Genomic DNA, 24278 nt, shown 5'->3' on the forward strand with positions numbered 1-24278 from the left:
GCCGGTCGAATACGAGAACAACCACTACCTCGCAACCACGAAACCCCAGGTCACACCCAACATCTGAGATCTCTACCGAACCCGGAACGGTTCACATCGAGGCAATAGGCGACGTGAGGTCAACCATTGGCGTATAGTTGACCTCATGACAACTAATATTAGGCCGTTCCGTCGTATCGGCGGAGTCTCGGAGGTGGCGGCTGAACTCGGAGTCAGTCGGCAGCAGGTCGCCAAGCTCCGTCAGAGCGATGATTTCCCGGCCCCGGTGGCCTCCCTCAGTGCTGGCGACATCTGGGATCTGGACATCATCCGGCGGTGGGGAAGCAGTGGTCTGAGGCGTGGGGCGGGGCGCCCCGCCCCCGTTGGGCAGCCTCGTTCGGTCGGGCGCCGATTCGAACTCGGGGCAGAGATCGATGGCGGCGGGTTCGCCGTCGTGTTCGGCGCGCGAGACCTTGAGGCGGGTGATGACGATCAGGTGGCCGTAAAGGTCCTGCAGCAGACGCATGCACTCGACGTGGAGACTGTTGCTCGGTTCGAGCGGGAACTCCGCCTGATGTCCACGTTCGGCCACGCAAACGTCATGAAGCTGCTGGCGAGCGGGAAAGATGAAGACCTGGGCCTGTGGTATGCAATGCCGCTAGCCCGAGGCGTCCTCTCCGACGAAGTCGGCAGCGTCATGAAGGCCGAGGACGTGGCTGCCGTGATGCGGGACATCTGCGCCGGACTTGCATATATTCACAGTCAAGGGATTCTTCATCGCGATCTGAAGCCGGGGAACGTGCTGCGAACTCCTGATGGGGTTTGGGCTATTGCTGATTTCGGGCTCGCGCGAGTAGTGGAGGAGAGTGGTCTCCTCACCTCCACCTTCGACGGCTTTGGAACCCGATTTTATGTTGCCCCTGAGCAGTGGAGGGATGCCAAGCATGTTGATGAGCGCGCGGACATCTATTCCGCAGGCAAGATCATGCAGGCGCTTCTGACGGGTGGCACCCCGGTGGACGACGTTGTGCCGGCCGGACCGCTGCGGGGCGTGATCCAGCGTGCGATCTCCCAGGATCGCGGCCAGCGCCATGCCAGTGCGACCGAGTTGCTGGCGGCCATCGAATCGGCGGTCGCCCCGGCGCCGACCGGGCGATGGGAAACCGCCGAGGAGAAGGCGGGACGCCTGCGCCCCCGCCTCAAGGCCGGTCGTGTCGTGGATGAAGCCGCCCTCGACGAGTTCGTTCGCTGGGCAGACGAGCTGGACTTCAGTGACGACGAGGACATGGGGGAATTTTCCTGGGCCCTTAGCGCCCTGCCGTCGGATTCAGTGGAGTGGTGGTGGCAGCAGAACCCCGCAGGCTTCACCGGCATCTTCCAGGCGTTCGCGAGTTGCCTGGAGGGGTCCTTTGATTTCGGAATGTGCGACATCCTTGCGGATTTTGCTCGCCGTGCTGTCGTAGCCACGGGTGATGCGATCATTCTCCGAGAGGCCGTCCGCGGGCTTGCCCATCTGGGCACTAACCATAATCGTTGGCATGTGCGTGATGTTGCCGTCGATATTCTACAGAAGATCCGAACGCCCGAGAACGCGGTCGCCGCTCTCGAAGGACTCCGCATGGCTGGACAACCGTTCATCGAGTGGACTGTGGGCAGTGCGGTAATCCGAACCCTGCATCCCGTGCTGCGAAGCGGTCTCGGTACTTTCATCGATTCCGACGACGACTGACGACCGACGGACAGGCGCGAGCGTGATCGACTAACTTGGGCGGATCGGCCTGACCCCGGTGGCTGCCTCGATCCGCCCGGTTACCGGTAGTTCGTTAAATCCGGTGATGGTGTGGGTTGACTGCAGGCCGGGTTGGTCGTAGGTCGGTGGTAGGAGTCAATTAGCTTGCTGGGGGCTGAAGATGACCGCTCGCCGTACGTGTCCGCCCGCGCCGGGGCCGTTGGAGGAGTACACGGCCCGGTTCGACGACCTCTTCTTCGGCCTGGCCCAGCGGCTGGGCTTTCGTGAGTACCTGACCGGGCTGCTGGCGCCACGGGAGCGGAACAAGACGATCACCTGTCTGGCAGGGGCAGAACCGGTGGCCGGTGCGGGGATGCCGGGGGTGCAGCGGCTGCAGTTCTTCCTGTCCGAGTCTCCCTGGGAGGCCGAGCTGGTCAACGACCGGCGGCTTGAGCTGCTGCGCGAGCAGTCGGCGACGGCTCCGCACGACGGCGGGGTCATCGTGATCGACGACTCCGGGGACCGCAAGGACGGCACCGCGACCGCGCACGTGGGCCGGCAGTGGCTGGGCCGGTACGGCAAGACGGACAACGGCATCGTCACGGTGACCACGGTGTGACCGACGGCCGCGTGTACTACCCGCTACACGCGACTCCCTACACCCCCGCCCACCACTTCGCCCGCGGCCGCTCGGATCCGGCCTTCCGCACCAAACCGCAGCTGGCCGCTGCCCTCGCGGCCCGGGGGAAGGAGGCGGGCTTCTCCTGCCGGGCGGTGGTCGCCGACTGCGCCTACTTAAGTCAGCAACGACTGGTATCTCGCACTGCGCGCGGCCGGCCTGGCCTACGTGGTCGCGCTCAAGCCGCACCGCGGCACCTGGGCTCCGGCCGACCAGCCGCACACACCCCCCATCGAAGCGGCCCACGCCCTGACCTGGCGCGATGCCAAACGTCCAGGCGACTGGACACCCGTGGAGCGTCACTTCCGCGACGGGCACACCGAGACCTGGTGGGCCGCCGATGCCCGCCTGGGCGGCTACGGACCCGACTCACCCTGCCACCTGGTACCTGGCCACCAACCTGCCCCACTCCGACGCACCCCACGCCGCTACCAGCCCGCACCCGCCCGCCAACCTGGCCGAGATCGTGCGCCTCTACGGCCTGCGGCCGTGGATCGAGTAGAGCTACAAGCAGATCAAGGACGAACTGGGCTGGGCCGACTTCCAGGTCCGCTCCGACCGCGCCATCCGCCGCCACCAGACCCTGGTCAACTGCGCCTTCTCCTTCTGCTGGGACCAATGGTTCGCCCCACCTGGGCCCCTGGACGCCAGCGCGCCGGACCCGTGCCCCGACGAGAGGCCAGAGAGAGGGGGGCCGGCTCCGTCCCACCAGCCCCAACGGCCCTGCTGACCAAGGGCGTTACGGGCCATCCGTTCCAGGCTCACCCCTGCCGTCACCCTCAACCGATGGTGGCGAGCCTGGACGGACACCGACCCGCCCTCCGAACTCCAGGCACTGATCGATGCGGTCACCACCGGACACGGCATTGACCTCTACCTCCGGATTTAACGAACTACCGGTAGTGGCCGCGTGCGGACGCGGTGAGTAACGCAGGCGCCTGCTCTCTGCCCGGTTGGTGGTGTACTTCGTCCTGGAGCTGGCGCTGTTCTCGCCCGCTCCGTATCTCAAGCTGGCGAAGCCGCTTCACGCAGAGGCTTCCCATCCGCGGAGTGATCGGGAGGTCGAGTCGCCCTTTCCCAAGGCCGCGCCACCCTCGGGTGAAGTCAAAGTCCCCAGCCGCGGCAGTCACACAGCGATCATCCCACTCAGATGCGCGCTCACCGACGATGCGCGACGCTACGAAGCTGGCCTACTTCGTCTCGTTCGGGTGGCTCGTGTGCACCTGCTCCAGGAAGACCGTGCGCTCGTGGACGTAGAACCAGATGCGCGCGGTGCCCTTCGCAGTCGGTTTGTGCTGCCACCTCTCATGGGTCGCGCCGCCACGCTCGATGACGCCGAGCTCACCTTTGAGCCGATAGTTCGTCGGCGTCGTGGACAGTGGCGTCCGCGTGAGGAAGTCCCAGGTCTCCGTCATGGAGTTGCGGATCGTCGCGACGAGGTCGCGCCATCCCTTCTGCGCGTCGGCTGTGGCGAAGCGGATCTCGTACTCGATCTTCTTCGGAGGGCGAGGAACCAGCTCGCCCTTCCTGGCGGCCGCCACGGTTAGGGACGCTCCACGGTCTCATCGTCGTCGAGCCACTCCAGACCGGCACTGCCGCTGCTGAGCCCGGCCGCGACGGCGGTGGCCGTCTCCTTCCAGGAGGTCAGCTCTGCGATCGCGAGGTGCGGCTGGTCGGTGGAGAACGACGCGCGCGCCGCATCGACGAGGTCCTGCGCGCAGGACTCCCGGTCGGCCGGCGACAGCGCGAGCATCCAAGGAAAGGCCTTGGACATCCGCTCGGCGAGCGAGCCGCGGTCGTCGAGGGTGACGGTGATGAGCTGCGCGGCAAAGTTCAGCAAGCGGGCACGGCCCTCGGCCTCGCGCTGCGACATCAGGACCAGAGCCTCGCCGTCGCGCCGTGTCACCGTCACGGGGTGGTCCTCGGCCTCGGCGAAGACCTCGGCAGAGCGCTTGCTCAGGTCCGAGGAGCGCCGAGTCGCCGCGGGGAGATCTGCTGCGATGGTCATGGATCCATAGTATTCGGAACGTATTCGGAAGTCCAGTGGAGGCCGCGGAGTGCGTGCGCCAGATTCGACCTCCGGATGCGGTCCGAAGTCAGATCTCAGCCTTCCTTGATGCTTGAGTCAGACCCGAACTCACAGCCGGTCGATCGTCGAGATGGGGAGCGCACTTACAGAGCTGCTTACCTTGCGCCTGCCGAAAAACTCATCCGTCTTGGTGAGGGCTGGTGTACGGGTGGTGTCGAGCTCGGGCGCTTGGGCGGGCGCTCTGGCACCTGGTGAGTGCCCCGGCAGGATGATCTGTCGTGCTGCTTCGACTTGCCTATCGGGGTGTGGCGAACGTGTTCGCCCTGCTGCGGCTGCTGCCGGTGAGCAACCAGGACAAGGACGCGGAGATCCTCGCGCTGCGTCATCAGATCACCGTGCTGTAACGCCAGCTCGGCCGGGATCGGGTGCGGTTCGCCCCGAGTGACCGGGTGTTCCTGGCCGCGCTGCTGCGCCGGCTCCCGCGCGGTGTGCTGCGCCGGACACGGTGCTGCACTGGCACCGTGACCTGGCCGCGCGCCGGCACGCGGCCCATTCCCGTCCGAAACGTTCGGGACGGCCACGCACGGTGCGCTCGATCCGCGCTCTCATCTGCGCCTGGCAAGGGAGAATCCGGGGCTTGTAGAAAACTCCGTCGCCGCAGGTCAGCGAGTGGCCAGGAGATCGCTCCGGAACGCACACTCGCCACTTCGGGAACGTTCAGGCGATCGCTGCAGGTCAGGACGGTTGCCGACAGACCGACGGCAAGAGTCGGGAGTTCGCAGCAGCGAGCCAAGCCTGAGGGAACGCAGGTCCTCACCGAGCTGGCCGGTAAGATCGTTCGAAGCGCCCTTCTGAGTTCGGGACCCCATCTTCACAAAGCCGGTCCCCAACCGTCGGTATGCCGCCGAGCTTCATTTAATACAGTCCAGGGCGAGACGCAGGACCATCCGGCCTTCTCGCCGCCCGAGCGGGCAATCATGGTGCCGCCGTCGACGGTGCGATCACTCGAACGGACAGACCGGATTCGGCGCGTCCTCGAACCGCGGCGCGCAGTGCGCGAGCCCTCCCGGTCATCCCGCGGGGCCCCGGGGGTACTCCGCCACGGACTCAGAACTCCTCGTAGACCTCAGGGTCCCCGCCCAGCCGCCGGGAGACGTGATCCGCGACAGACCGCATCTCGGCGGGGCTGAGAGTGAAGCCGAAGATGTCGAGGTTCTCGCGCTGCCGCTCGGAACTCGCGGACTTGGGGATGACAATCGCGCCGAGCTGGGTGTGCCAGCGCAGCACCACCTGAGCCGGGGTCACTCCGAGGTCCTCGGCGACCGTGACGATCTTGGGTTCGTCCAGCAGGTCCTTGCCGCAGCCCAGCGGGCTCCAGCTCTCCGTGCGGATGCCCTTGGCCTCGTGGAACGCACGCAGGCCGTCCTGCGGCAAGTAGGGGTGCAGTTCGATCTGATTGACGGACGGCAGGACGCCGGTCTCCTTCTCCAGCCGCTCGATGTGCTCGGGGGTGAAGTTGGAGACGCCGATCGAACGGACGAGCCCCTCCGCACGAAGCTTGATCATGGCCCGCCACGATGCGACGTACTTGTCGACGCGGGGAAGCGGCCAGTGGATCAAGTACAGGTCCACGTACTCCACGCCGAGCCGTGCGCGGGAAGCCTCGAAGGAGGCCAGGGTCTCCTCGTATCCGTGGTGCCGGCCGGGGACCTTCGTCGTCACCACGATCTCCTCACGAGAGACGTCGCTGCGGGCCATACCGCGGCCGACGCCGGTCTCGTTGCCATAGCTCGTCGCCGTGTCGACGAGGCGGTAGCCCATGGCGAGGGCGCCGGCCACCGCCGCCTCCGCCTCCGCCTCCGTCATCGGCCAGGTACCCAGACCGATCGCCGGGCTCGCCGTTCCGTCGTTGAGTGTGTGCACCGGAATGTTGGTCACCGTTGGACTCTCTTTCGACTGTGTCATACACCCTGCGTCACCGATCAGGTGAAGCGTTGAGCAACCGGACGGGTGGGGGGCGAGGCCCACGCGTCCGGCCTCACCAGGCGTCGTGCGGCTCCCGGGTGCACTCCGCACCGCGGTCTCCTTCACGCGCCAACGGGCTCGCGAGGCCCTGTCGTCACCACCCGCGAGCCCTGCCGTGGTCGTCGGGGAGCCCGGGCAGGAAGTCAGCGCTGACGAGCTCGTGGTCGGAGATGGGATGGCCGGCCGAGTTCACCGCAGGCCGGCACAGGGGATTCCGTGCGGCCAGGCCGCGCCGGAAAAGCCAGTCCATCCTGCGGTGCGGGGCCCGGGGCAGGCCGTTGCCCAGGGTGCGCCGAGTCGGGACCGCCGAGTTGCAGTCCAGCCAGTCGAAACCCGCCGCTGCGAATACGTCGAACAGCGGCTCGTGCTGACCAGGTTTGGCGAACCAGTCGTCCGGTGCTTCCTCGTCCGGCACGTCTGCTGTGTTGAAATCGCCTCCGATGACGGTGGGAAGCGTCGAATCGGCCGAGTCGACGAGCGCCGAAAGCTCCGCGGACCTCGAGTCGGGATCGGACAGGCTCTCCAGATGGACGCTGCCCATCCTGATCCGTTCCGTACCGACGGCGACGGTCGCGAACAGGGCCCGCCGGCCACCGATTCGGCGGTGGTGCCAGTCCAGTGAGTACCACAGGCCCCGTGCGGGGGAATTCACGACCAGCGGTTCCGACAAGGGGAAACGGGACAGAATTCCGTTGCCATGGATTCCGACCAGGTTGCGCTCGTCAGCGAACTCCACTTGCTCGGATTGATTGCCCATGCCCAGTTCAAGGAACTCCGCGCAGTACGCATAGCCGAAACCGAGCTCTTCGGCCAGTGCGCGCAGTGTGTGTAGATTGGCGGAACGGGCCATGCCCACGTCCATCTCGGACAGCAGCACGACATCGCAGCCCGATTCCCTGATGAGCCGCGCGCTGGCCCCGACGTACTTGCAGCGCTCCGCGTTCCACGTGCCTATCCGTACCGGCCCGTCATGTTTCGAGACGGCATTGCTCGGCTGACGCACTTCGATCTGCCCGAAGATCTCGGCCTCGCCGAACAACCGGTCATGCTCGGCCGGATCGTCTGCGGCCCACCAGGCCCGCTCAAGGAAATCGGTGCCCACCGCGGACAATTCCGCCACTACGTCCTGCCGCATGCCGTTCATACGCTTTCTCCCGCGTGCGCACCGGGCCGCGCGGGCAGGATTCGATCGAGGTCGACATCGACGCGGAACCGCTGCGCGATCTCCACCGACTCGCGCCAGATCCCGTCGCGCAGAAGAGTCGGGGTGAAACCGAGATCCGAGAAACTCTTGTTGGTCACGCTGAGAGTGTTCTGCGCCTGCTCGTTCCTGGGGTTGTCCACGTACGCAATCTCGGCACCGGTCTGCTCCGAAATCACGGTGGCTACATCCAGCACCCGCAGGCACTCGGCCACCTGGTTGCGAACCCGCACCCGGTCACCCGGCGCCGGCGGGTTTTCCAGGGCGAGGTTGACGCAGTTTACGGCATCTTCGAGGTGGATGAACGCGCGAGTCTGCTCGCCCACGCCGTATACGGTCAGGGGGTGGTTGAGCGCCGCCTGCATGAGGAAACGGTTCACCACGGTGCCCCAGACGGAGTCGTAGTCGAAACGGTTGACCAGAAGATCGCTCTGGCTCGTCAACCGGGTCTGCGTTCCCCAGACGACACCCTGGTGCAGATCGCTGATCCGCAGGTTGTCGTACCGGGCATAGAACTCAAACAGCTGCGCATCCATGCACTTACTGAGGTGGTAAATGGAAACCGGTTCGAAGGGATGCAGTATCTCCACTTGCCGGTCCGGGTGCGCAGACGACGGGACGGTGACCTCGAGATAGCCCTCCGGCATCGTCCAGTCCTTCGACGAATAGCCGTACACCCCCACCGACCCAAGGTGCACAACGTGCGTGGGCACCCCTGAAAGGCGAATTGCCTCAAGCAGGTTCTGCGTCGCCATCAAGTTGTTGCGCACCGTGTACGTCCGATGCGTCGTGGACAGCATCGAATAGGGCGCGGAGCGCTGTTCGGCAAAGTGCACGACAGCGTCCGGCCGGTATTTGTCCAGGAGTCCGCTCAGAGCCTCGACGTCCGCCGAGACATCCAGATCAACAAAGTCGATGGTCCGGCCCGACAAGGCGCGCCATGCCTCCAGCCGTCGTTCAGGACTCTGGATCGGGGTCAGCGAGGCCGTTCCGAGTTCAGCATCGATCTTGCGGCGGCTGAGGTTGTCGACGATGACGACATTGCGACCCCGGTCAGACTGGTCCAGAGCGGTGGGCCAGCCGCAGAATCCGTCCCCACCGAGGACAAGGACGGTCTGAGGGAGCTCATTTGGCATATGCAAATCCTTTTACCTGGGTGCCGGATGTCGGCGGAAAACGGCGCGACCAGAGCCGCAGGTGCAATCGAATTTCTATGGGCGTCCGCCTGGCGCGTCAGGCGGACGCGGAGGAAGCGAACGACCGGCACGGACGGGCGTCACCGCCTCCCGCCGGGCCTGACGGGGGCGGAGAAGCGGGAAGTGACGTCCTGCACAAGTCAGTTGGTCGCGAGACCGGCCTCCAGGGTCTGCTGATGATGCGTCACCCAGGCATGTGCGGCCCGTATCTCCTCCGGCACGCCCACCTCACGCAAACTGATCAAGGCCGCGTCTCCGCCGGCGGCACCGCTTTCGATACCCCGCCAGCAGCGTTCCTGCCACCCGGCCACATTTGGCACCAGTTCCTGGCGGTCGGCGGATGCCAGACCGTAGGCATCCGCAACCTCACGGATCCGTCCGGACGCCCATACCGGATCCGCGCCGGGACCGAGAGTCAAGTACTGCCAGCACAGATGCGCCACATCATGGACACGCCGACCTGGTGCCGCCAGGTCCCAGTCGATGAGAGCGATGGGCTCCAGTGGTTCATCCGTGGAGCGGTACACCGTGTTCTTGGGTGACAGATCGTTGTGGCACACCACCTCATGCCCGTCCGCCAGAGGATGGCCTGCCGTGAGGTCGTGGGCCGCGCGGACGAGGCGGGCAAGCGCGGTCAAGGCCGCGGAGGAGGCGACCGCGGGGTTGCCGCCCTGCCAGGGCACATACCCCTTGACATAGCTGAACGTGTCCCGACCCTCCGCGTCTTTACCGAGGTAGCGAGGTGCGCCGTTCCAGGAATTCGCTTCGTAGTGTTGCAGCAGGCGGCTGACGAAATCGGAGTTCCCGGTCGGACTACGTCGTACCGTGCCGTCCACCAGGACCACGCCACTTATGAAGCCGCCGGGGAGTTTCTCGATTTCATTCATGGTGTAGCTCCTGATCTGAGTCTATCCGCTCACGAACGCTGTGAGCCGGGCAGCTGCCGCAGCCTCTCGGAGAGCATGGCCGTGGGTACCAGTACCTCTGGAGTGGGCTCGAGACCGAACGGCACCACGGGCACCTGCCCGGGATCCCGGGTCCGTGTGATTTCGGCGTGGGTGGCGCTGCTCACGATCATCTCCGCCCGGTCGGGATGTACCAGGTGTTCGAAGTCGATGTAGCGCTGCGCGTAGGTGTAACGGCACGGGGCGAAGGCATCGGGTATCTCACCCTGCACATGAGCCTGGCGCAGCGACTGCCACGCCTCGCCGTTCCAGATTTCGTCGAAGGTGTTCTCGCGCAGGGAGCCGAGGGTGTACTCGCCGTTGCCGATCAGGTGGTCGCAGAATCCGACGTCCCCGTTGTAGCGAATGTACGCATAGCTCCACGGGTGCATGCAGGCCGGCTTGCGGACCATCTCCGGCAGCGCCAGAGAAGGGTCCGGCGCGGCACCAAGCTGCACGACGACACCGAGTTCGCGGCCGGCCTGGGCCGCCTCGGCGTACGCCTCGCGCGTCCGGCCCAGGTCCTGGCGCAGGTGGGAGGGGTCGTCGGCAGGAGCGACCAGCGGGTGGATGACCACCAGCGGAATGTCCAGCCGGCTCGCGAGCCGCACGATGTCGGCGAGCTCGTCCAGGTTGTCCATGCTGGAGACGACATTGAAGTTCACATGGTCGCGCGGGACTTGGTAGCGGTCGCGCGCCTCCACCAGGGCGCGGCAGGTCGCTTCGAGCCGCTCCAGGGTTCCGCCGCCCCGCAACTTCTTGAACAGGGCGGGCGAGGCGGCGTCGCACGAGACGGTGACGATGCCCTGCCCTCGCATCATGGCGTCCCAGACTGCGGGCCGGTTGATCTGGCCGTTGGTCACGACCCGGACCCGGACCCGGTGCTCGAGGGCGCGCAGCACCATGTCCCCGAAGCCGCTGAGCATGGTGGACTCGCCCCAGCCGCGGACGTCCACCAGATGCGCGTACGGGAAGAGTTCGTCGGCCAGCCGGTCGAACATTTGCTCGTCCATGTTCAGGGCCGGGTCATACTTTTCGCCGAAGCGGCACATCGGGCATTTGAGGTTGCAGTTCTCGGTGAGTTCGACGAACAGAGCCAGCGGCCGGCTGCGCAGCTTGACCGCCCCTTGCTGGTACTCCTCGAGGTTCAGGGCCTGGTTGTCGCGGCGCCGGTCCGTGAGCTCGAACGGATGTACTGACGCAGCCAGAAGACGGTCGTCTTTTCGCATGTCAATCTCCTTACCGAAGTGAAGACGGTTGAGTGTCGCGTCACCGATCGGTGCGCGGCGCAGTGAGTAGCGCCAGCGCCTGCTGCACACCCACGGAATCGTCGAGAGTGACGTAACTTTCCCCGCGCCCACTCACCATGTGGACAAAGCGGTCGACCATCAGTTCGTACATGTCGACGCCCGCGTAGGTGGTCAGCTCCCGATGCCCGTCCGCCGTTAGGAGGGTCAGACGGCCTTCTCCCGTACCGGGGTTGAAGCAGTGGTCAAGGCTGAGGCTGCCCTTGTCACCGCGGACCACCAGCCTTGAGTCGTGCCAGGGGAGCAGAAAGCTCGCCGAGAGCTGGGCGGTCCTGCCACGGCCGTAGTCGAGAACGGCACAGGTGTGGAGGTCTACGCCGGAGTCACCGCGGTGGCTGACGGCGGAGCCCGCGACAGGGAGGCCGTCGTACACGAGGTTGGCGGCGTCGGCGATGTAGCACCCGAGGTCGAGGAGTGCCCCGCCGCCCAGTTCGTCCGACATCCGGATGTCAGCAGGGTCTTCCAGGACGAAGGACAGTGCGGCTTCCACGCTGCGGACCTCGCCGACGGCGCCCGCACGGATCCGCTCGACGAAGGCCGCGAACTGGGGGTGGACGCGGTACATGAACGCCTCGGCTACGACGCGGCCCGCTTCGCGTGCAGCGGAGCGGATCGCCTCGGCATCGTGCGGCGTGGTGGTGAGCGGCTTCTCGCACAGCACATGCTTCCCTGCGACCAGCGCGGCGAGCGTCCATGGTGCGTGCAGTGCGTTGGGCAGCGCGATATAGACCGCGTCGACGTCAGGATCGTCCAGCAGAGCTTGGTAGTCGCTGTGCACCCGCGACGCACCCACTGCTTCGGCGAGCCGTCGCGCGGCCTCGGGACGGCGTGATGCAACGGCGCGCACAGCAGCGTGGGGTGAACGGGCCAGGGCCGGTCCGACGAAGTGCTCGGCGATACGGGCTGCGCCGAGGATGCCCCAGCGCAGGGCGTCCTCGGGCGCAGGTGCGCTGACGGTCACGAACTGCTCCTTTCTGAGAGACGGGTGACATCGACGGCATGCGTCCGATGTCCGGTGGAGATCGGGCTAGCGCGTGGGCGTCCCCTCGGTGCCGTCGGTGCCGTCGGTGAGGGAGCCGTATCCCCACGCGAAGATGTCTCCGAACTCATCGAGGCCGCGGCCGTTGCCGACGCGGAATTGGCCCAGGTACGCGCCGAGCAACCGCGCCGCGTGGTCATCGCCGCGCAGGGCGTGGTAGCCGAGTGCCTCCACATTGCCCCGCAGGTAGCACTTCTGCTTCTGCTCGGCGCGGTCCGTGCTGAGCCATGAGTTGTGGACCATCTTTGCCTGGGGGACGTGGGCGACCTTGCGGCCTTCCCGCATCAGCGCGTAACCGAGTTCGGTGTCCTCGCCCGAGGCGGGACCGGTACCGGGGCCGAGATGGGGGAGGAACACGGGGCGGTCGGGCAGCAGCAGGCTCCTGCGCAGGGCCAAGTTGTTGGAGGAACCGACCACGGACACGGGAATGGTGGGAGGTCCGGTGTACACACCCGGCTGCCAGCCGGGCGCCGATACGGCTGGGCACCACAGGTCGCCGTCGGGCGTCTCGGCCTCCCCCCACGCGTTTTCACCTAGCAGGGGCACGACTTCGGTACCCAGCCGCCAGTTCGGCAAGGGAACGGGTTCGACCCGGCCGAAGCCCGCTGCGACCTCGGGCTCGTCGGACATGTAGGTGGCCATCTCCGTGACCCAGCCGGGCTCGGGCAGGCAGTCGTCGTCGAAGAAGAGCACCACATCAGTCCGGGCCTCGGACAGGGCCAGGTTGCGTCCGACGGAAGCGGGACCCACGCCGTTGAGAACCCGCACAGGAAGGCTCCCCGCGGCGTCGGCGACGGCCGTACGGTCCAGCGAACCGCCGGTGTTGTCGACGACGATCAGTTCGGCGACGAGGCTGGTGTCATCCGCGGCGATCAGGCTGAGGGCCCGGAAGAGGTCGGTGCGCCCGATGCTGCAAACGGCCACGGTCAGGGGGGAGTTGGGGAGAACGGAGGTCGTCATACGGCAACTGGCTCCTATCAGGACGGGGACGGAGGGGGGAAGAGGGCGCACCTGACGGCAGCGCTGGACGCGGTTCGTGACGGGCTCTGCCCGGTTATGCGGCGCCGGCCGGGACGACAGGCACGGTCCGGCCCTGGCGCGCGGAGAGCTCGGCGGCCTGTAGTACCGCGAGGACGTCGACGCAGGTGTCCGCAGGCGCGGCGAAGGGCTCTCCGGCGCGTACCGCGGCGAGCACCTCGCGGTACAGACCCGTGTACGAGGGTTCGACCGGCTGCGCTTGCGTCGGACCGGCGGCCGGAAAGACCTCGCACGGTCCGCAGTCGCCCTCCAGCCGCAGCGACCCGTGCTCCGCGTGTACTTCGAGGACGCGTTGGGCACGAGGGGCGCACCACGCCGTCTGCACGCTGGTGAGTGCGCCGTTCTCGTGGTCCAGCAGCACCATGGCGATGTCCACGGCGGACGTGGCGTCCGGCCGCGCAAGGCGCGCCGTGACCTGTACGACGGGTGAGCCGGTGAGTTCCCGCGCGACGTACACCCAGTGGTAGGCGTTGTCGGTCAGGCAGCCGCCACCGGTGTTGTGCCGGCGCCAGTGCGGACTGACTCCGGCGCCGGGGAAGTGCCCGGAATCGGCCTGCTCCAGGCGCAGAAAGCGGATGCGGCCGAGTTCGGCGGTGCGTAGGTGTTGCATCGCTTGGCGTACGTCGCTGCGGTGGAGGTAGTTGTGCACCAGGCCGAGCCGGTCGCGCGGGGCGAGCCCCGCCAGCCGGGCGGCCTCATCGGCCCCGATGGACATGGGCTTCTCGCACAGAACGCGGACGCCGCCGCGGAGCAGCCGCTCGACGACAACCGGAGTGCGTTCCGGCGGCAGCACGACCACCGCGAGATCGACCGGCTCATCGTCTGCAAGCAGCGCGTCGACCGTGCCGTACCGACGGCTGGGAACGATGGACAGCGCCTCACCGAGCAGGTCGCGCCGGGCCGGGGCGAGGTCCACGACGGCGCTGACGACGGCGTCGTCGGGCAGCGCCAGGATCGCGGGAGCGTGGCCGAGTTCGGCGATGGCGCCGCAGCCGACGAGTGCGACACGAACGGGTGGACGGCTCACGGCCGGGCTTCCGTTTGAGCAGTGCCGGTGTGCCAGAGTTGCCTGGTGAACTCGGCGTCGTGCTGGAGTGCGGCGGGGAGATCGGGCGCAGGCATGGCGCGTTCCACGGCCGTGACCGCGATCGTCCCGGTGCTCCGCGCGGTGGACCAGCCGTGCACCAGCTCGACCTCCCCGGTACCCAGGTCGAACGAGTGGGGCGCCTCCGGATCCGCGATCAGCCCGTCCTTGATGTGCAGGTAATCGCAGCGCCCAGCGGTCGCCTTGAGCGTGCGTTCGAGTGCGCCGGCCACCGAGGCCCAGTGGAGATCGACCACGAATCCCAGTTCTTCGGGGGCGGTCTCGGCGCAGAGGATCTCCAGCGGCGTGCGCCCGTCGTGCAGAGGCCTGGCCTCTTCTTCGTGGTTGTGCACCGCCACCCGTGCGCCGACGTCAGCGGCGCGTGCGACATGGTCGCGCAGCGCGGGCAGGGTGTCCAGGGTGCTCGCCACCGAGTCGACGGGGAGCCCCGACAGGATCAGCCGGTCGCAGGCGAGCTCCCGCAACGTCTCCCAGGAGAAGTCGTCGAGCTCGTGCCAGAAGAGATGCACGGCCACCGTGTCGAGGCCACGCTCGGCGCAGGCATCTCGCAGCCGGGCGGGGTCGCCCAGGAGCGAGGACATGACCTCAAGGCCGTCGTATCCGGCGGTACGGATGGCATCGAGTGTGCCTTCCAGATCGGTCTCGGCTCTTTGACCCAGGATTCCGTAGCCGTAGATGCCTGTTTGCAGGACGAGTCGTGGATTCACCTTGTCTCCTCATCTTGACCTTCGGACGACGTCCCAGGAGCGGCCAGCACGAAGCGCTCCTCCGGGAAGTAGTCGAAGCGCTTCATGGCCAGCGTCGGCTTGCCACGCCGGATGGCCTCAAGCGTGATCCCGAGGTGGTAGCTCCAGTCGACGGAAACGGTCGCCGCGGCGGATGCAGCGGGTGTGTCGGCGCGACGAGCGGTCCGCCGTGTGTCGTTCCCGAACCACAGGGCGGTTCCTGCGGCGGCGGTCAGCAGGGCAGGCAGGCGGTGCCTCGGTAGAAGCGCCGCAGTTGCGCCGGCGGCCAAGGCGACCGTTGTGGGATTGGGCCACCAGCGGGTGTGCTCCGGCTGCCGGGCGCAGTTGTAGACGCAGGCCCTGCCGTACAGGAAGAGCTTGCGGCGGAACTGGTGCAACCGCGTGATTCCGTCCGTGGCATGGACCACCACGGCATCGGGGTGCCCGAGTGTGCGGTACCCGGCGGCGTCCAGGCGCACCCCGAGGTCCACGTCCTCGCCTCCCACCACGGTGTAGGTGTGCTCGTCGAAGCCACCGATCGTGTCGAAAGCCGTCCTTCGCACGGAAAGGTTGGATGTGGCGGCCCACCACAGCTGCTCGAAACGCAAGGGCCAGTTCCAAGGGGCATTGGCAACCAGCGAGTGTCGAACGGTGCGCCAGGGACCGGAGTCGGCGTCGCCTGCGACCACGGTGGGACCGGCCACGGCGCCTATGTCCTGTCGGCCCCGGTGCGCGTTGTGGAAGTCCAGGTGTTCGCGGAGCAGGGTCGGCGTCGCGATGCAGTCGGAGTCGATGAACAGCACGAGCTGATGGCGGGTTTCGGCGACGCCGAGGTTGCGCTTGGCGCCGACCCGGCGGGGCCCGCGCAGATAACGCGCACCCGACTTCTCGCAGGTCTCCCGGATTTGCTCGCCGTCCTGGTACGACGAGTCGTCCACCACGACGATCTCGGTCTGGACTCCCGCGGGCAGCTCCGTCACGGCGACGCCCAGTGACTCGACGAGCCGTTGGACTGCCCAGGGGTTTCCCTTGGTCGGGATGACCACGGACAGGGCGCTGAACTCGGCCTGCGCTGTGTCGACCGGGGTGACGGGCAAAGGGCTCGGCTCTGTCATCGGACCAGCCCCGGGCTCGCGACGCGGGACTCCGCGAACCAGCGAATCGTGCGCCGCAGCCCCTCTTCCAGATCAATCCTGGGCCGCCAGCCAAGGCGCTCCGCGGCGAGGCTGGTGTCAGGACAGCGCAGGGAGGGGTCGTCCTCGGGGCGGGGTACGAAAACGACATCGGACGACGAACCGGCGGCCGCGATCACTGCACGGGCCGTCTGCAGGACACTGAGCTCCCCGCTCCCCCCGATGTTCACCGGACCACGTACGTCGGGGCTGGTGAGCAGAGCGAGCAGGCCGTCCACGGTGTCGTCCACGTAGCACAGTGAGCGGGTCTGCTCACCGTTGCCGGCGACGGTGAGCGGGTCGCCCGCGAGTGCCTGGGTGATGAAGGTGGGGATCATCCGGCCGTCGTCGCCGCGCATCCGCGGGCCGAAGGTGTTGAAGATCCGTGCGATACGGGCGTCGAGGCCCTGCCGCTCCCGGTACGTGATGGTGAGGGTCTCGCTGAAGCGCTTCGCCTCGTCGTACACCGCGCGAGGGCCGACTGGATTGACGTTTCCCCAGTAGGACTCCGGCTGCGGGTGGACCAGCGGGTCGCCGTAGACCTCACTGGTCGACGTGAGGAGGAAACGGGCCCCATGGCGGGCGGCCAGGTCCAGGGCGTGCTGGGTACCGGCCGAGCCGACCCGCAGGGTTTCCAGTGGAAGCCGGAGATAGTCGCGCGGTGAGGCCGGACAGGCCATGTGCAGGACGTCCGTCACAGGGCCGGTGACGTCCAACCCCGCCGATAGGTCGGCCTCCCGGAATGCGAAGTTCGGGTCTTGAGACAGCGCCCGGATGTTGTCCAGGGCGCCGGTGCTCAGGTTGTCGATGCAGACGACCGAGTAGCCGAGGGCCAACAGGCGTTCGCACATGTGTGAACCGAGAAAGCCTGCTCCGCCGGTCACCACCGCGCGGCGCGCGGGCCGCGTCATCGCCCCTCCTCGTTACCGCCCTGGAGTGCACGGATCAGCCGCCGATACGGCCGACGGCTTTCCTCCGTCGCGGCAATTGCGCAAGTCCTACCGACCGCTCGGCCGGTGTTGGGGCTGACAGGGAAAACAATGGGGGACGCCACTTTCTCGCCGCCTTCCTGGAATCAAAATCGACCAATTATCGAGAGTCGTGGTTTCGGTGGCACGGATCAGGCGGCGGGGGCGCCTGTGCGCTCGAAGGTCACCCGGCGCCGGCCCAGCCTCCGGCCCTTGCGACGGTGTTCAAACTCGTCGAGTCCGCCCATGACCGTCGACGCGTGGTCACCGAATTCCGCCTCGTCGCCCTGGTCCGCACAGGCGTCACGTTCAAGAACGGCGTCCTGGTCACGCCGGCAGTCCCTCGGTGTCGTCAATGATCTCCGCGATGCCCCGCCTCGCCTGGGAACGTTCACAACGTAACACCAGCTATCGGGTTGATCAAGAGGTCGTCGCGGCAACTACCCACCAGGCCAACGACGTTGGGGGATGTCAGCATTCGTGATCACATGCGTCCACAGAACGGAGCACACGAAGCACCATTGGCGTGTTCATACCAACACGTAGCGATATTTGCCCAGTTGGAGCGGTCGCAACGGAACGCGTCGGGTTGCCCGGGATAGCAGCGGAGTGTGGCGGCACGCACCCCGGCGACGCGTCGGCTTCAAGTCAGCGCGCTTGGTGATCTCTTGACACCCACTCAAGGAACCCGCAAGATGGCGCTCCTTGCACTGAGATCGTTCCCACACAGCACAGAGCAAGGAGATCAGGTTGCACCCAGCGCCCCGCTTTCCCCACCTGGACACAATGATCTTCGGGGCCGACTACTACCCGGAACAGTGGCCCGCCGAGACCTGGCACGAGGACATGGCCTTGATGCGGCAGGCCGGCATCAACCTGGTGAATATCAATACGTTCTCGTGGGTATCACTCGAACCCGAGCCGCGCAGATACGAGTTCGCGGCTCTGGACAAGGTGATGGATCTGCTGGCCGACGCCGGAATCGGCGCCAGCCTGGCAACACCGACCGCCGCGCCTCCGGCATGGTTTCTACGGCAGTACCCGCAGGTACTGCCCGTCAATTCTGTCGGTGTGACCCTCGGAACGGGTGCCCGCGAGTCTTTCTGCCCGAGCGCGCCGGAATACCGGCAGGCGGCCGCCGGAATCGCGCGAGCGCTCGCCGAGCACTACAAGGACCATCCGGCGCTGCGGACTTGGCATGTCAATAATGAATACGGGGCGCACGTCCCGATGTGCTATTGCGAACGCAGCGCGACGGCCTTCCGCGACTGGCTTGCACGCAGCTACGGGACGATCACCGCGCTGAACGAGGCATGGGGGACGGCCTTCTGGGGCCAGGCGTACGCACGATGGGAGGAGATCACCCCGCCGCGCAAAGCACCCATGCCGGTCAACACGACCCAACGCCTCGACTTTCTCCGCTTCTCGAACGACGAACACATCGCGTGTTACCACACCGAAGCCGACGTACTGCGCGACATCACCCCCGGCGTACCCGTGACCACGAACTTCATGGTCGGCGAGGCGAAGTACGTGGACTACTGGAAGTGGGCCGGGCACGTCGACTACGTCGGCACCAGCAGCTATCTCCAGACAGCCGAACCGGACAACCATGTTCTGCTCGCCATGTCCGCCGACCTGGCGCGCGGGGTGGCTGGCGGACATCCGTGGCTGCTCATGGAGCACTCCACCGGCGCCGTCAACTGGCGGCCGCGCAACCCGGCCAAGGCTCCGGGCCAGATGCGTCGCAACACCTTGGCCCACATAGCCCACGGATCCGACGGGGCGATGTTCTTCCAGTGGCGCGCCTCGCGCTTCGGTTCCGAGAAGTTCCACTCCGCGATGCTGCCCCAGGCGCACACCGACTCGGCCCTCTGGCGCGACGTGGTCGCTCTCGGCGGCGATGTGCGCGCCCTGTCGGAGGTCCGCGGCTCCCGGGTGGTCGCGGATGTGGCGATCGCCTGGGACTGGCAGTCGTGGTGGGCGATGGAGTTCGAAGACAAGCCCAGTTGCGACCTACGTCATCTAGAGCGCATGCGCGCCTACTACCGGGCGTTGTGGGGCGGCAAGGTCACCGTCGACTTCGTGCACCCGGGAGCCGAGCTCGGCGCATACAAGCTGGTCGTTCTCCCCAGCCTCTACCTGCTCGACGAGGCCTGCGCCGCGAATGTGCGCGACTATGTCGCCACGGGCGGCTGCGTGCTCGTCTCCTACTTCAGCGGAATCGTCGACCAGCACGATCACGTGTACCCGGGGCCGTATCCGGGTGCTCTGCGCGAGTTGCTGGGCGCCTACACGGAGGAGTTCCATCCCCTGGACCTCGACGAGGAGGTGCTGCTCTCGGATGGGACGACGGCTCGGGTCTGGTCGGAGCGGGTCGTGACGACGGGTTCCGAGCCGAGGCTGTCCTTCGCGACCGGGCTCGATGCCGGAGAGCCTGCTGTGACCCGCAACGCCTTCGGCGACGGCAGCGCGTGGTACGTCGCGGCACGGCTTGAACCCGATGCGCTGCTGCCCCTGCTGGAGACGGTACTCGCGGACGCCGGCGTGCGACCGGCCGATTGTCCTGACCCGGTGGAGGCCGTGCTGCGCCAGGCCGAGCACGTCGAGTATCTCTTCTTGATCAACCACGACCGGGCCGGGACGCACAAGGTCACCGCCTCGGGCACCGATCTGCTGAGCGGCGCCATACACGAGGGCAGCATTGAACTCGGTCCGTCGCAGGTTGCCGTACTGCGTCGGCCGCGTGGGGACAAGCGGTGAGTAACGAGAAGCGGCCGGTGATCGTCGCCCATGGTCTGCGGCGTACGTTCAAGGTCCCCCGGCGCGACCCGGGTCTGGCCGGCGGCCTGCGCTACCTCGTGCGCCCGCGCTACGAGACGAAGGTCGCGGTCGAGGACGTGAGCCTCACCGTCGCGGAGGGCGAACTCGTGGCGCTGCTCGGCCCGAACGGCGCCGGCAAATCGACCCTGATCAAGATGCTCACCGGCATCCTCGAGCCCACCGCGGGCAGCCTGACCGTCGCGGGACTTGTGCCCCACCGCAACCGACTGGCCAATGCCATGGCCATCGGTGCCGTCTTCGGCCAGCGCAGCCAGCTGTGGTGGGACCTACCCGCGCGGGAGAGCTTCCGCATTCTGCGCGAGGTGTTCGGCATAGCTGAGCACGACTACCAAGTCCGGCTGCGTGAGTTCGACCGGCTCCTGGAGCTGTCGGCCTTCTGGGAGACACGGGTACGGCATCTGTCGCTGGGACAACGCGTGCGCTGCGATCTCGCCGCCGCGCTGCTCCACGATCCACCGGTCGTGTTCCTGGACGAGCCGACGATCGGCATGGACGCGATCGCCAAGGAGAGCGTCCGGGAGTTCCTCCGCCACCAGGTCGAATCCTGCGGCAGAACAGTGCTGTTGACGACACATGACATGACGGAGGTGGACCGGCTCGCCCACCGCGTGGTCCTGGTCAATCACGGCAGGACGGTTTTCGACGGTCTGATCGAGGATCTCCGCTCCCGCTACGGGACCGACACCCACGATCTGGAGGACGTGATGAACGTTGCCTACCGTGAAACCCGATGAGCGCCGAGCGGGGCCGAGTCCGACACCCGGACGGTCGACCCGCCGCTGGATCACCATCGCCGGAATCTCCTGGCGCACGGAACTCGGCCAGCGAGCCAGGGTGATCAACTCCACCATCCGCCTGGCCATGCAGCTCTTCGTCGTGTCCTGCTTCTGGCGGGGTTTCTACCAGGCGTCCGGCGGTGCGCACAGCATGGCCGCCACACAGACCGTCAGTTATGCCGTCCTCGCGATCCTGGTGACTCAGACGGGCGGCATCGACCGGATGTTCTCCCGCGACAGCATCGTCCAGCACCTCCAGCGTGGAACCATCCTCTACTGGCTGGTGCGGCCGATCCCTCCCCGCCGCTACTACGCCATGCGCGCCATCGGCGACCGGGCATACGGTCTGGCGTGGGGAGCGCTCGGCTACGTCGTCTGCCGGTACACCGGCGTCATCGCCGCGCCGGCGAGCCGGTCGGCGGCGGCCATTGCCCTCGGATCGTTCGCGCTCGGCTGCGTCACGCTCTTCTACCTCAATCAGATCCTGGATCTGATTTGCTTCTGGACGATGCTGAATACCCATGCGCTGAACATATACCAGTTCGTCATGAGTCTTTTGTCCGGCGCCATCGCCCCACTGTGGTTCTTTCCGGGATGGTTTCGCGAGGTGAACGAGGTCTTACCGTTTCAGAGCGTCCTCAATACTCCGCTGTCCGTCTACGTGGGCCGGACATCGGCGACCGCAGCAGTTCCACTCATCGGAGTTCAACTGCTATGGATAGTCATACTCATGATGCTGACCCGGCTGATGTGGCGCCGAGCGGAGTCGAGCACGGCAATCGAGGGAGGATAACCGTGCACGGAGACGTGACGAAAACACTGGAGGTTCAGACTCAACAACTCGCGCATCTCCCTGGAATCGTGGCGCTGGAAGGGCTCCGCCGCCGCAGATTCCACAACCTGCGTCTCATCTGGTGTGTGACGAAGGTGAACTTTCGGGCGAACCTCGAATACCGCGGCGACTTCCTGCTCGCCATCGTGTCCGGGATCATCTGGCAAGCCTCCGTCCTGGTATTGGCCACAGTGCTGGTCAACCGCTTTCCTGACCTGGCGGGATGGACGAAGGGCGAGATCCTCCTGGTGGCGGCGATGCGACTGCTCAGCCACAGCCTGTACGTCGCCGGGTTCGCCTCGCTCGCGGCGCTTCCCCGCATCGTTCAGGAAGGGAAGATCGACACCTTTATGCTGCGCCCGCTTCCCGTCTACCGGCAGATCCTGTTGGACAAGCTGTTCCTCAATGCCATCGGCGACCTGATCGTGGCGATCACGCTGTTCGCCATAGCCCTGCCAGAGATGCATGTGCACTGGACGGCCCCGCTCATCGGCTATCTGATCCTGGCCGTCATCGGAGGCATGTTCCTAGAGGCGTCCATTCATACCGTTATCGCCTGTTTCGCGCTGCGTTCGATATCAACTATTCCCTGGTCGCAGTGGGTAGACGAGCTTCTTGCCACCTTCGGAAGTTATCCACTCAAGATCTTTCCGATGAATGTGCAACTGCTGCTCACCTTCGGTATTCCGATAGCATTCATTAGTTATGTTCCGGCGGCTGAGCTGGTCGGCAAGTCGGCGGAACTCCCGTTTTCGCCCTGGCTGGCGACGGCCGCACCACTCGTCGGAATTCTCGCCTTCGCGGCCGCCAGATCCCTGTTCACCATCAGCATGCGAAAATACACTGGCGCGGGAAGCGCCTGATATCTGCGAATTTCGACTTTATTGGAAAAGCATTGCCGTTTGTCACGAGCCATGGAACCGTCTGTCAGGAACTGACGGTCTGGTTCAACCTCGGCGGTCCGATCCGCTCCCGGGACTGGGTGCTGCCCCGGATCCGCGTCGGGCTAGTGGCGTAGTCACTCACCGCTGGGTTCGGGATGGTACTGCTCGGCGGCTGTTCGAGGGGGCGGACTGTCGGCTAGCCGGGCTACCGCGGTTCTCGTCCCCCGGCGCGGAGTTGCCCGGCCTGTGGCGGAGTATCTGGACGAGTCACTCTGCTCTGGCCGAGGACGTCGATCTCCGGTTCTTCGCCCACGAGTTCCTCGGCATCCTCACGACCTCGCCTGTCATCCGCACCAACATCCACCGGCATCCGGCCGCTCGGCCCGCCTTACACCCCGCCGTCAGGCGGCCTCATCCGAAGGGACACCCTCGTTCATGAAGCTCACCGTCATCGGCTGCGGATACCTCGGCGCCACCCACGCTGCCTGCATGGCCGAGCTTGGCCACGAGGTTCTCGGCCTGGACTCCGACGTCGACAAGGTCCACGCCCTCAACACGGGCAAAGCCCCCTTCCATGAGCGCGACCTAGACGACCTCCTCGCCAGGCACACCGCCAGCGGCCGACTGCGGTTCACCACCTCCTACGCAGAGGCCGCCGCCTTCGGCGACCTGCACTTCATCGGGGTGGGCACCCCGCAACAGCCCGGCGCACACGCCTACGACCTCAGTCACCTGCTCACTGCGGTCCGTCAGCTCGCACCCCACCTGACGCGCCGGGCCGTCGTCACGGTGAAGTCCACCGTCCCGGTCGGCACGGCCCCCCGTGTCCGCGACCTGCTGCACGAGTACGCGCCCGCCGGCCACGCGGTCGAGGTCGCGTGGAACCCCGAGTTCCTGCGCGAGTCCTGCGCTGTCGAGGACACCATCCGACCCGACCGCCTCGTCCTCGGCTTCGAGAGGGAGGGCTCCTGGGCCGAAGCCGTACTCCGGGAGTGCTTCGAGAGAATCATCGAAGCGGGAACGCCGACAATCGCCACCGACTGGGCCACCGCCGAACTCGCCAAGACCTCCGCGAACGCCTTCCTCGCCACGAAGATCTCCTTCATAAACGCCATCGCCGAGGTCTGCGAGGTCTCCGGCGCCGATGTCACCCAGCTCGCCGAGATCCTCGGCCACGATGTCCGCATCGGCCGCGCCGGCATGTGGCCCGGCCTCGGCTTCGGCGGCGGCTGCCTACCCAAAGACATCCGCGGCTTCATGGCCCGCGCCGGCGAACTCGGCGTCGGCGGGGCCCTGACGATCCTCCGCGAGGTGGACGCGATCAACAACCGGCGCCGCGAACGCGTGATCGACCTCGCACGCGAACAGCTCGACGGCAACCTCATGGGCAGGCGGATCACCGTCTGGGGCGCCGCCTTCAAGCCCGAGACCGACGACATCCGCGACTCGCCCGCCCTGGCCGTCGCCCAGAAACTCCACGACCTCGGCGTGACCGTTACCGTCACCGACCCCAAGGGCCTCGACAACGCCCGCAAGGCGCACTCCGAACTCGACTACATCGAGGACCCGATGGCCGCCGTCGAGAACGCCGACCTGCTCCTGCACCTGACCGAATGGCCGCAGTACTCCCAGATCGACCCGCACCGGCTCGCCACCCGTATGACAGACCCGAAGGTCATCGACGGCCGCGGCACCCTCGATGCACGTTGCTGGCGCGAAGCAGGATGGACCTTCCGCGCTCTCGGCCGTCCCTGATCGCGACCGCCGCCAACGCCTCCTCCGGCCGCTCACTCCCCATGCTGATGC

20 protein-coding genes and 1 pseudogene are annotated in these 24278 nt (G+C 66.6%); 8 read left to right on the forward strand and 13 right to left on the reverse strand.

Going from position 1 to position 24278, the window contains the following annotated elements:
- Positions 1-193: 193 nt before the first annotated feature.
- Positions 194-1708, forward strand: coding sequence for a serine/threonine-protein kinase (locus ACIA6T_RS34825; RefSeq protein WP_399450513.1), 1515 nt, complete (start codon positions 194-196; stop codon positions 1706-1708).
- 181 nt (positions 1709-1889) lie between these two features.
- The gene (locus tag ACIA6T_RS34830) at positions 1890-2327 is read left to right on the forward strand and encodes a transposase (RefSeq protein ID WP_399450514.1); all 438 of its coding nucleotides are present in this window, start codon (positions 1890-1892) and stop codon (positions 2325-2327) included.
- 1250 nt (positions 2328-3577) lie between these two features.
- Here the strand turns inward: ACIA6T_RS34830 and ACIA6T_RS34835 are convergent.
- Both ACIA6T_RS34835 and ACIA6T_RS34840 read right to left on the reverse strand, forming a co-directional pair.
- Positions 3578-3928, reverse strand: a complete 351-nt coding sequence (locus tag ACIA6T_RS34835) for a hypothetical protein (protein ID WP_190154430.1) — start codon at positions 3926-3928, stop codon at positions 3578-3580.
- Positions 3929-3930: 2 nt separating this feature from the next.
- Positions 3931-4395, reverse strand: a complete 465-nt coding sequence (locus ACIA6T_RS34840; protein WP_190154429.1) for a prevent-host-death protein — start codon at positions 4393-4395, stop codon at positions 3931-3933.
- A gap of 299 nt (positions 4396-4694) precedes the next feature.
- Between ACIA6T_RS34840 and ACIA6T_RS34845 the strand changes: the two genes are divergently transcribed.
- On the forward strand, positions 4695-4820 hold the full coding sequence (locus tag ACIA6T_RS34845; RefSeq protein ID WP_399450515.1) for a hypothetical protein: 126 nt from the start codon (positions 4695-4697) through the stop codon (positions 4818-4820).
- A gap of 703 nt (positions 4821-5523) precedes the next feature.
- Here the strand turns inward: ACIA6T_RS34845 and ACIA6T_RS34850 are convergent.
- The 11 genes from ACIA6T_RS34850 to ACIA6T_RS34900 form a co-directional block, all read right to left on the reverse strand.
- Positions 5524-6354 (reverse strand): aldo/keto reductase, encoded by an 831-nt coding sequence (locus ACIA6T_RS34850; RefSeq protein ID WP_399450516.1) that lies wholly within the window; start codon positions 6352-6354, stop codon positions 5524-5526.
- A 181-nt stretch (positions 6355-6535) separates the two neighbouring features.
- Entirely contained in the window at positions 6536-7585 is a 1050-nt protein-coding gene (locus tag ACIA6T_RS34855) for an endonuclease/exonuclease/phosphatase family protein (protein ID WP_399450517.1), read from the reverse strand.
- Positions 7582-8778 carry an NAD-dependent epimerase/dehydratase family protein gene (locus ACIA6T_RS34860; RefSeq protein WP_399450518.1) on the reverse strand — a complete coding sequence of 399 codons (1197 nt, stop codon included), beginning with the start codon at positions 8776-8778 and terminating at the stop codon, positions 7582-7584. The genes ACIA6T_RS34855 and ACIA6T_RS34860 overlap by 4 nt, the downstream gene beginning before the upstream one ends.
- Before the next feature lie 200 nt (positions 8779-8978).
- Positions 8979-9725 (reverse strand): phosphotransferase family protein, encoded by a 747-nt coding sequence (locus ACIA6T_RS34865; RefSeq protein ID WP_399450519.1) that lies wholly within the window; start codon positions 9723-9725, stop codon positions 8979-8981.
- Between the two features lie 29 nt (positions 9726-9754).
- A complete protein-coding gene (locus ACIA6T_RS34870) occupies positions 9755-11011 on the reverse strand; it encodes a radical SAM protein (RefSeq protein ID WP_399450521.1) in 1257 nt (418 codons plus the stop codon).
- A gap of 40 nt (positions 11012-11051) precedes the next feature.
- Positions 11052-12050 (reverse strand): Gfo/Idh/MocA family protein, encoded by a 999-nt coding sequence (locus ACIA6T_RS34875; protein ID WP_399450522.1) that lies wholly within the window; start codon positions 12048-12050, stop codon positions 11052-11054.
- A gap of 66 nt (positions 12051-12116) precedes the next feature.
- Positions 12117-13088 carry a glycosyltransferase family 2 protein gene (locus ACIA6T_RS34880; protein WP_399450523.1) on the reverse strand — a complete coding sequence of 324 codons (972 nt, stop codon included), beginning with the start codon at positions 13086-13088 and terminating at the stop codon, positions 12117-12119.
- A gap of 94 nt (positions 13089-13182) precedes the next feature.
- The gene (locus tag ACIA6T_RS34885) at positions 13183-14193 is read right to left on the reverse strand and encodes a Gfo/Idh/MocA family protein (RefSeq protein WP_399450524.1); all 1011 of its coding nucleotides are present in this window, start codon (positions 14191-14193) and stop codon (positions 13183-13185) included.
- Positions 14190-14978 (reverse strand): sugar phosphate isomerase/epimerase family protein, encoded by a 789-nt coding sequence (locus ACIA6T_RS34890; RefSeq protein WP_399450525.1) that lies wholly within the window; start codon positions 14976-14978, stop codon positions 14190-14192. The genes ACIA6T_RS34885 and ACIA6T_RS34890 overlap by 4 nt, the downstream gene beginning before the upstream one ends.
- Complete coding sequence (locus ACIA6T_RS34895) at positions 14975-16111, reverse strand: glycosyltransferase family 2 protein (protein WP_399450526.1); 1137 nt, start codon at positions 16109-16111, stop codon at positions 14975-14977. The genes ACIA6T_RS34890 and ACIA6T_RS34895 overlap by 4 nt, the downstream gene beginning before the upstream one ends.
- Positions 16108-17079, reverse strand: coding sequence for a UDP-glucuronic acid decarboxylase family protein (locus tag ACIA6T_RS34900; protein ID WP_399450527.1), 972 nt, complete (start codon positions 17077-17079; stop codon positions 16108-16110). The genes ACIA6T_RS34895 and ACIA6T_RS34900 overlap by 4 nt, the downstream gene beginning before the upstream one ends.
- Before the next feature lie 843 nt (positions 17080-17922).
- Between ACIA6T_RS34900 and ACIA6T_RS34905 the strand changes: the two genes are divergently transcribed.
- From ACIA6T_RS34905 to ACIA6T_RS34925, 5 genes and pseudogenes are all read left to right on the forward strand, one after another.
- Positions 17923-19899, forward strand: a complete 1977-nt coding sequence (locus tag ACIA6T_RS34905) for a beta-galactosidase (protein ID WP_399450528.1) — start codon at positions 17923-17925, stop codon at positions 19897-19899.
- Positions 19900-19916: 17 nt separating this feature from the next.
- Positions 19917-20660, forward strand: a pseudogene (locus ACIA6T_RS34910) (ATP-binding cassette domain-containing protein); the annotation flags it as partial.
- Positions 20661-20700: 40 nt separating this feature from the next.
- Complete coding sequence (locus tag ACIA6T_RS34915) at positions 20701-21549, forward strand: ABC transporter permease (protein ID WP_399450529.1); 849 nt, start codon at positions 20701-20703, stop codon at positions 21547-21549.
- Positions 21550-21563: 14 nt separating this feature from the next.
- Complete coding sequence (locus ACIA6T_RS34920; RefSeq protein ID WP_399450531.1) at positions 21564-22451, forward strand: ABC transporter permease; 888 nt, start codon at positions 21564-21566, stop codon at positions 22449-22451.
- A 456-nt stretch (positions 22452-22907) separates the two neighbouring features.
- On the forward strand, positions 22908-24227 hold the full coding sequence (locus ACIA6T_RS34925; protein WP_399450532.1) for a UDP-glucose dehydrogenase family protein: 1320 nt from the start codon (positions 22908-22910) through the stop codon (positions 24225-24227).
- Positions 24228-24278 lie beyond the last annotated feature (51 nt).

It is taken from the genome of Streptomyces sp. NPDC051740 (genome assembly GCF_044453165.1).
Classification (GTDB): Bacteria; Actinomycetota; Actinomycetes; order Streptomycetales; family Streptomycetaceae; genus Streptomyces; species Streptomyces atrovirens.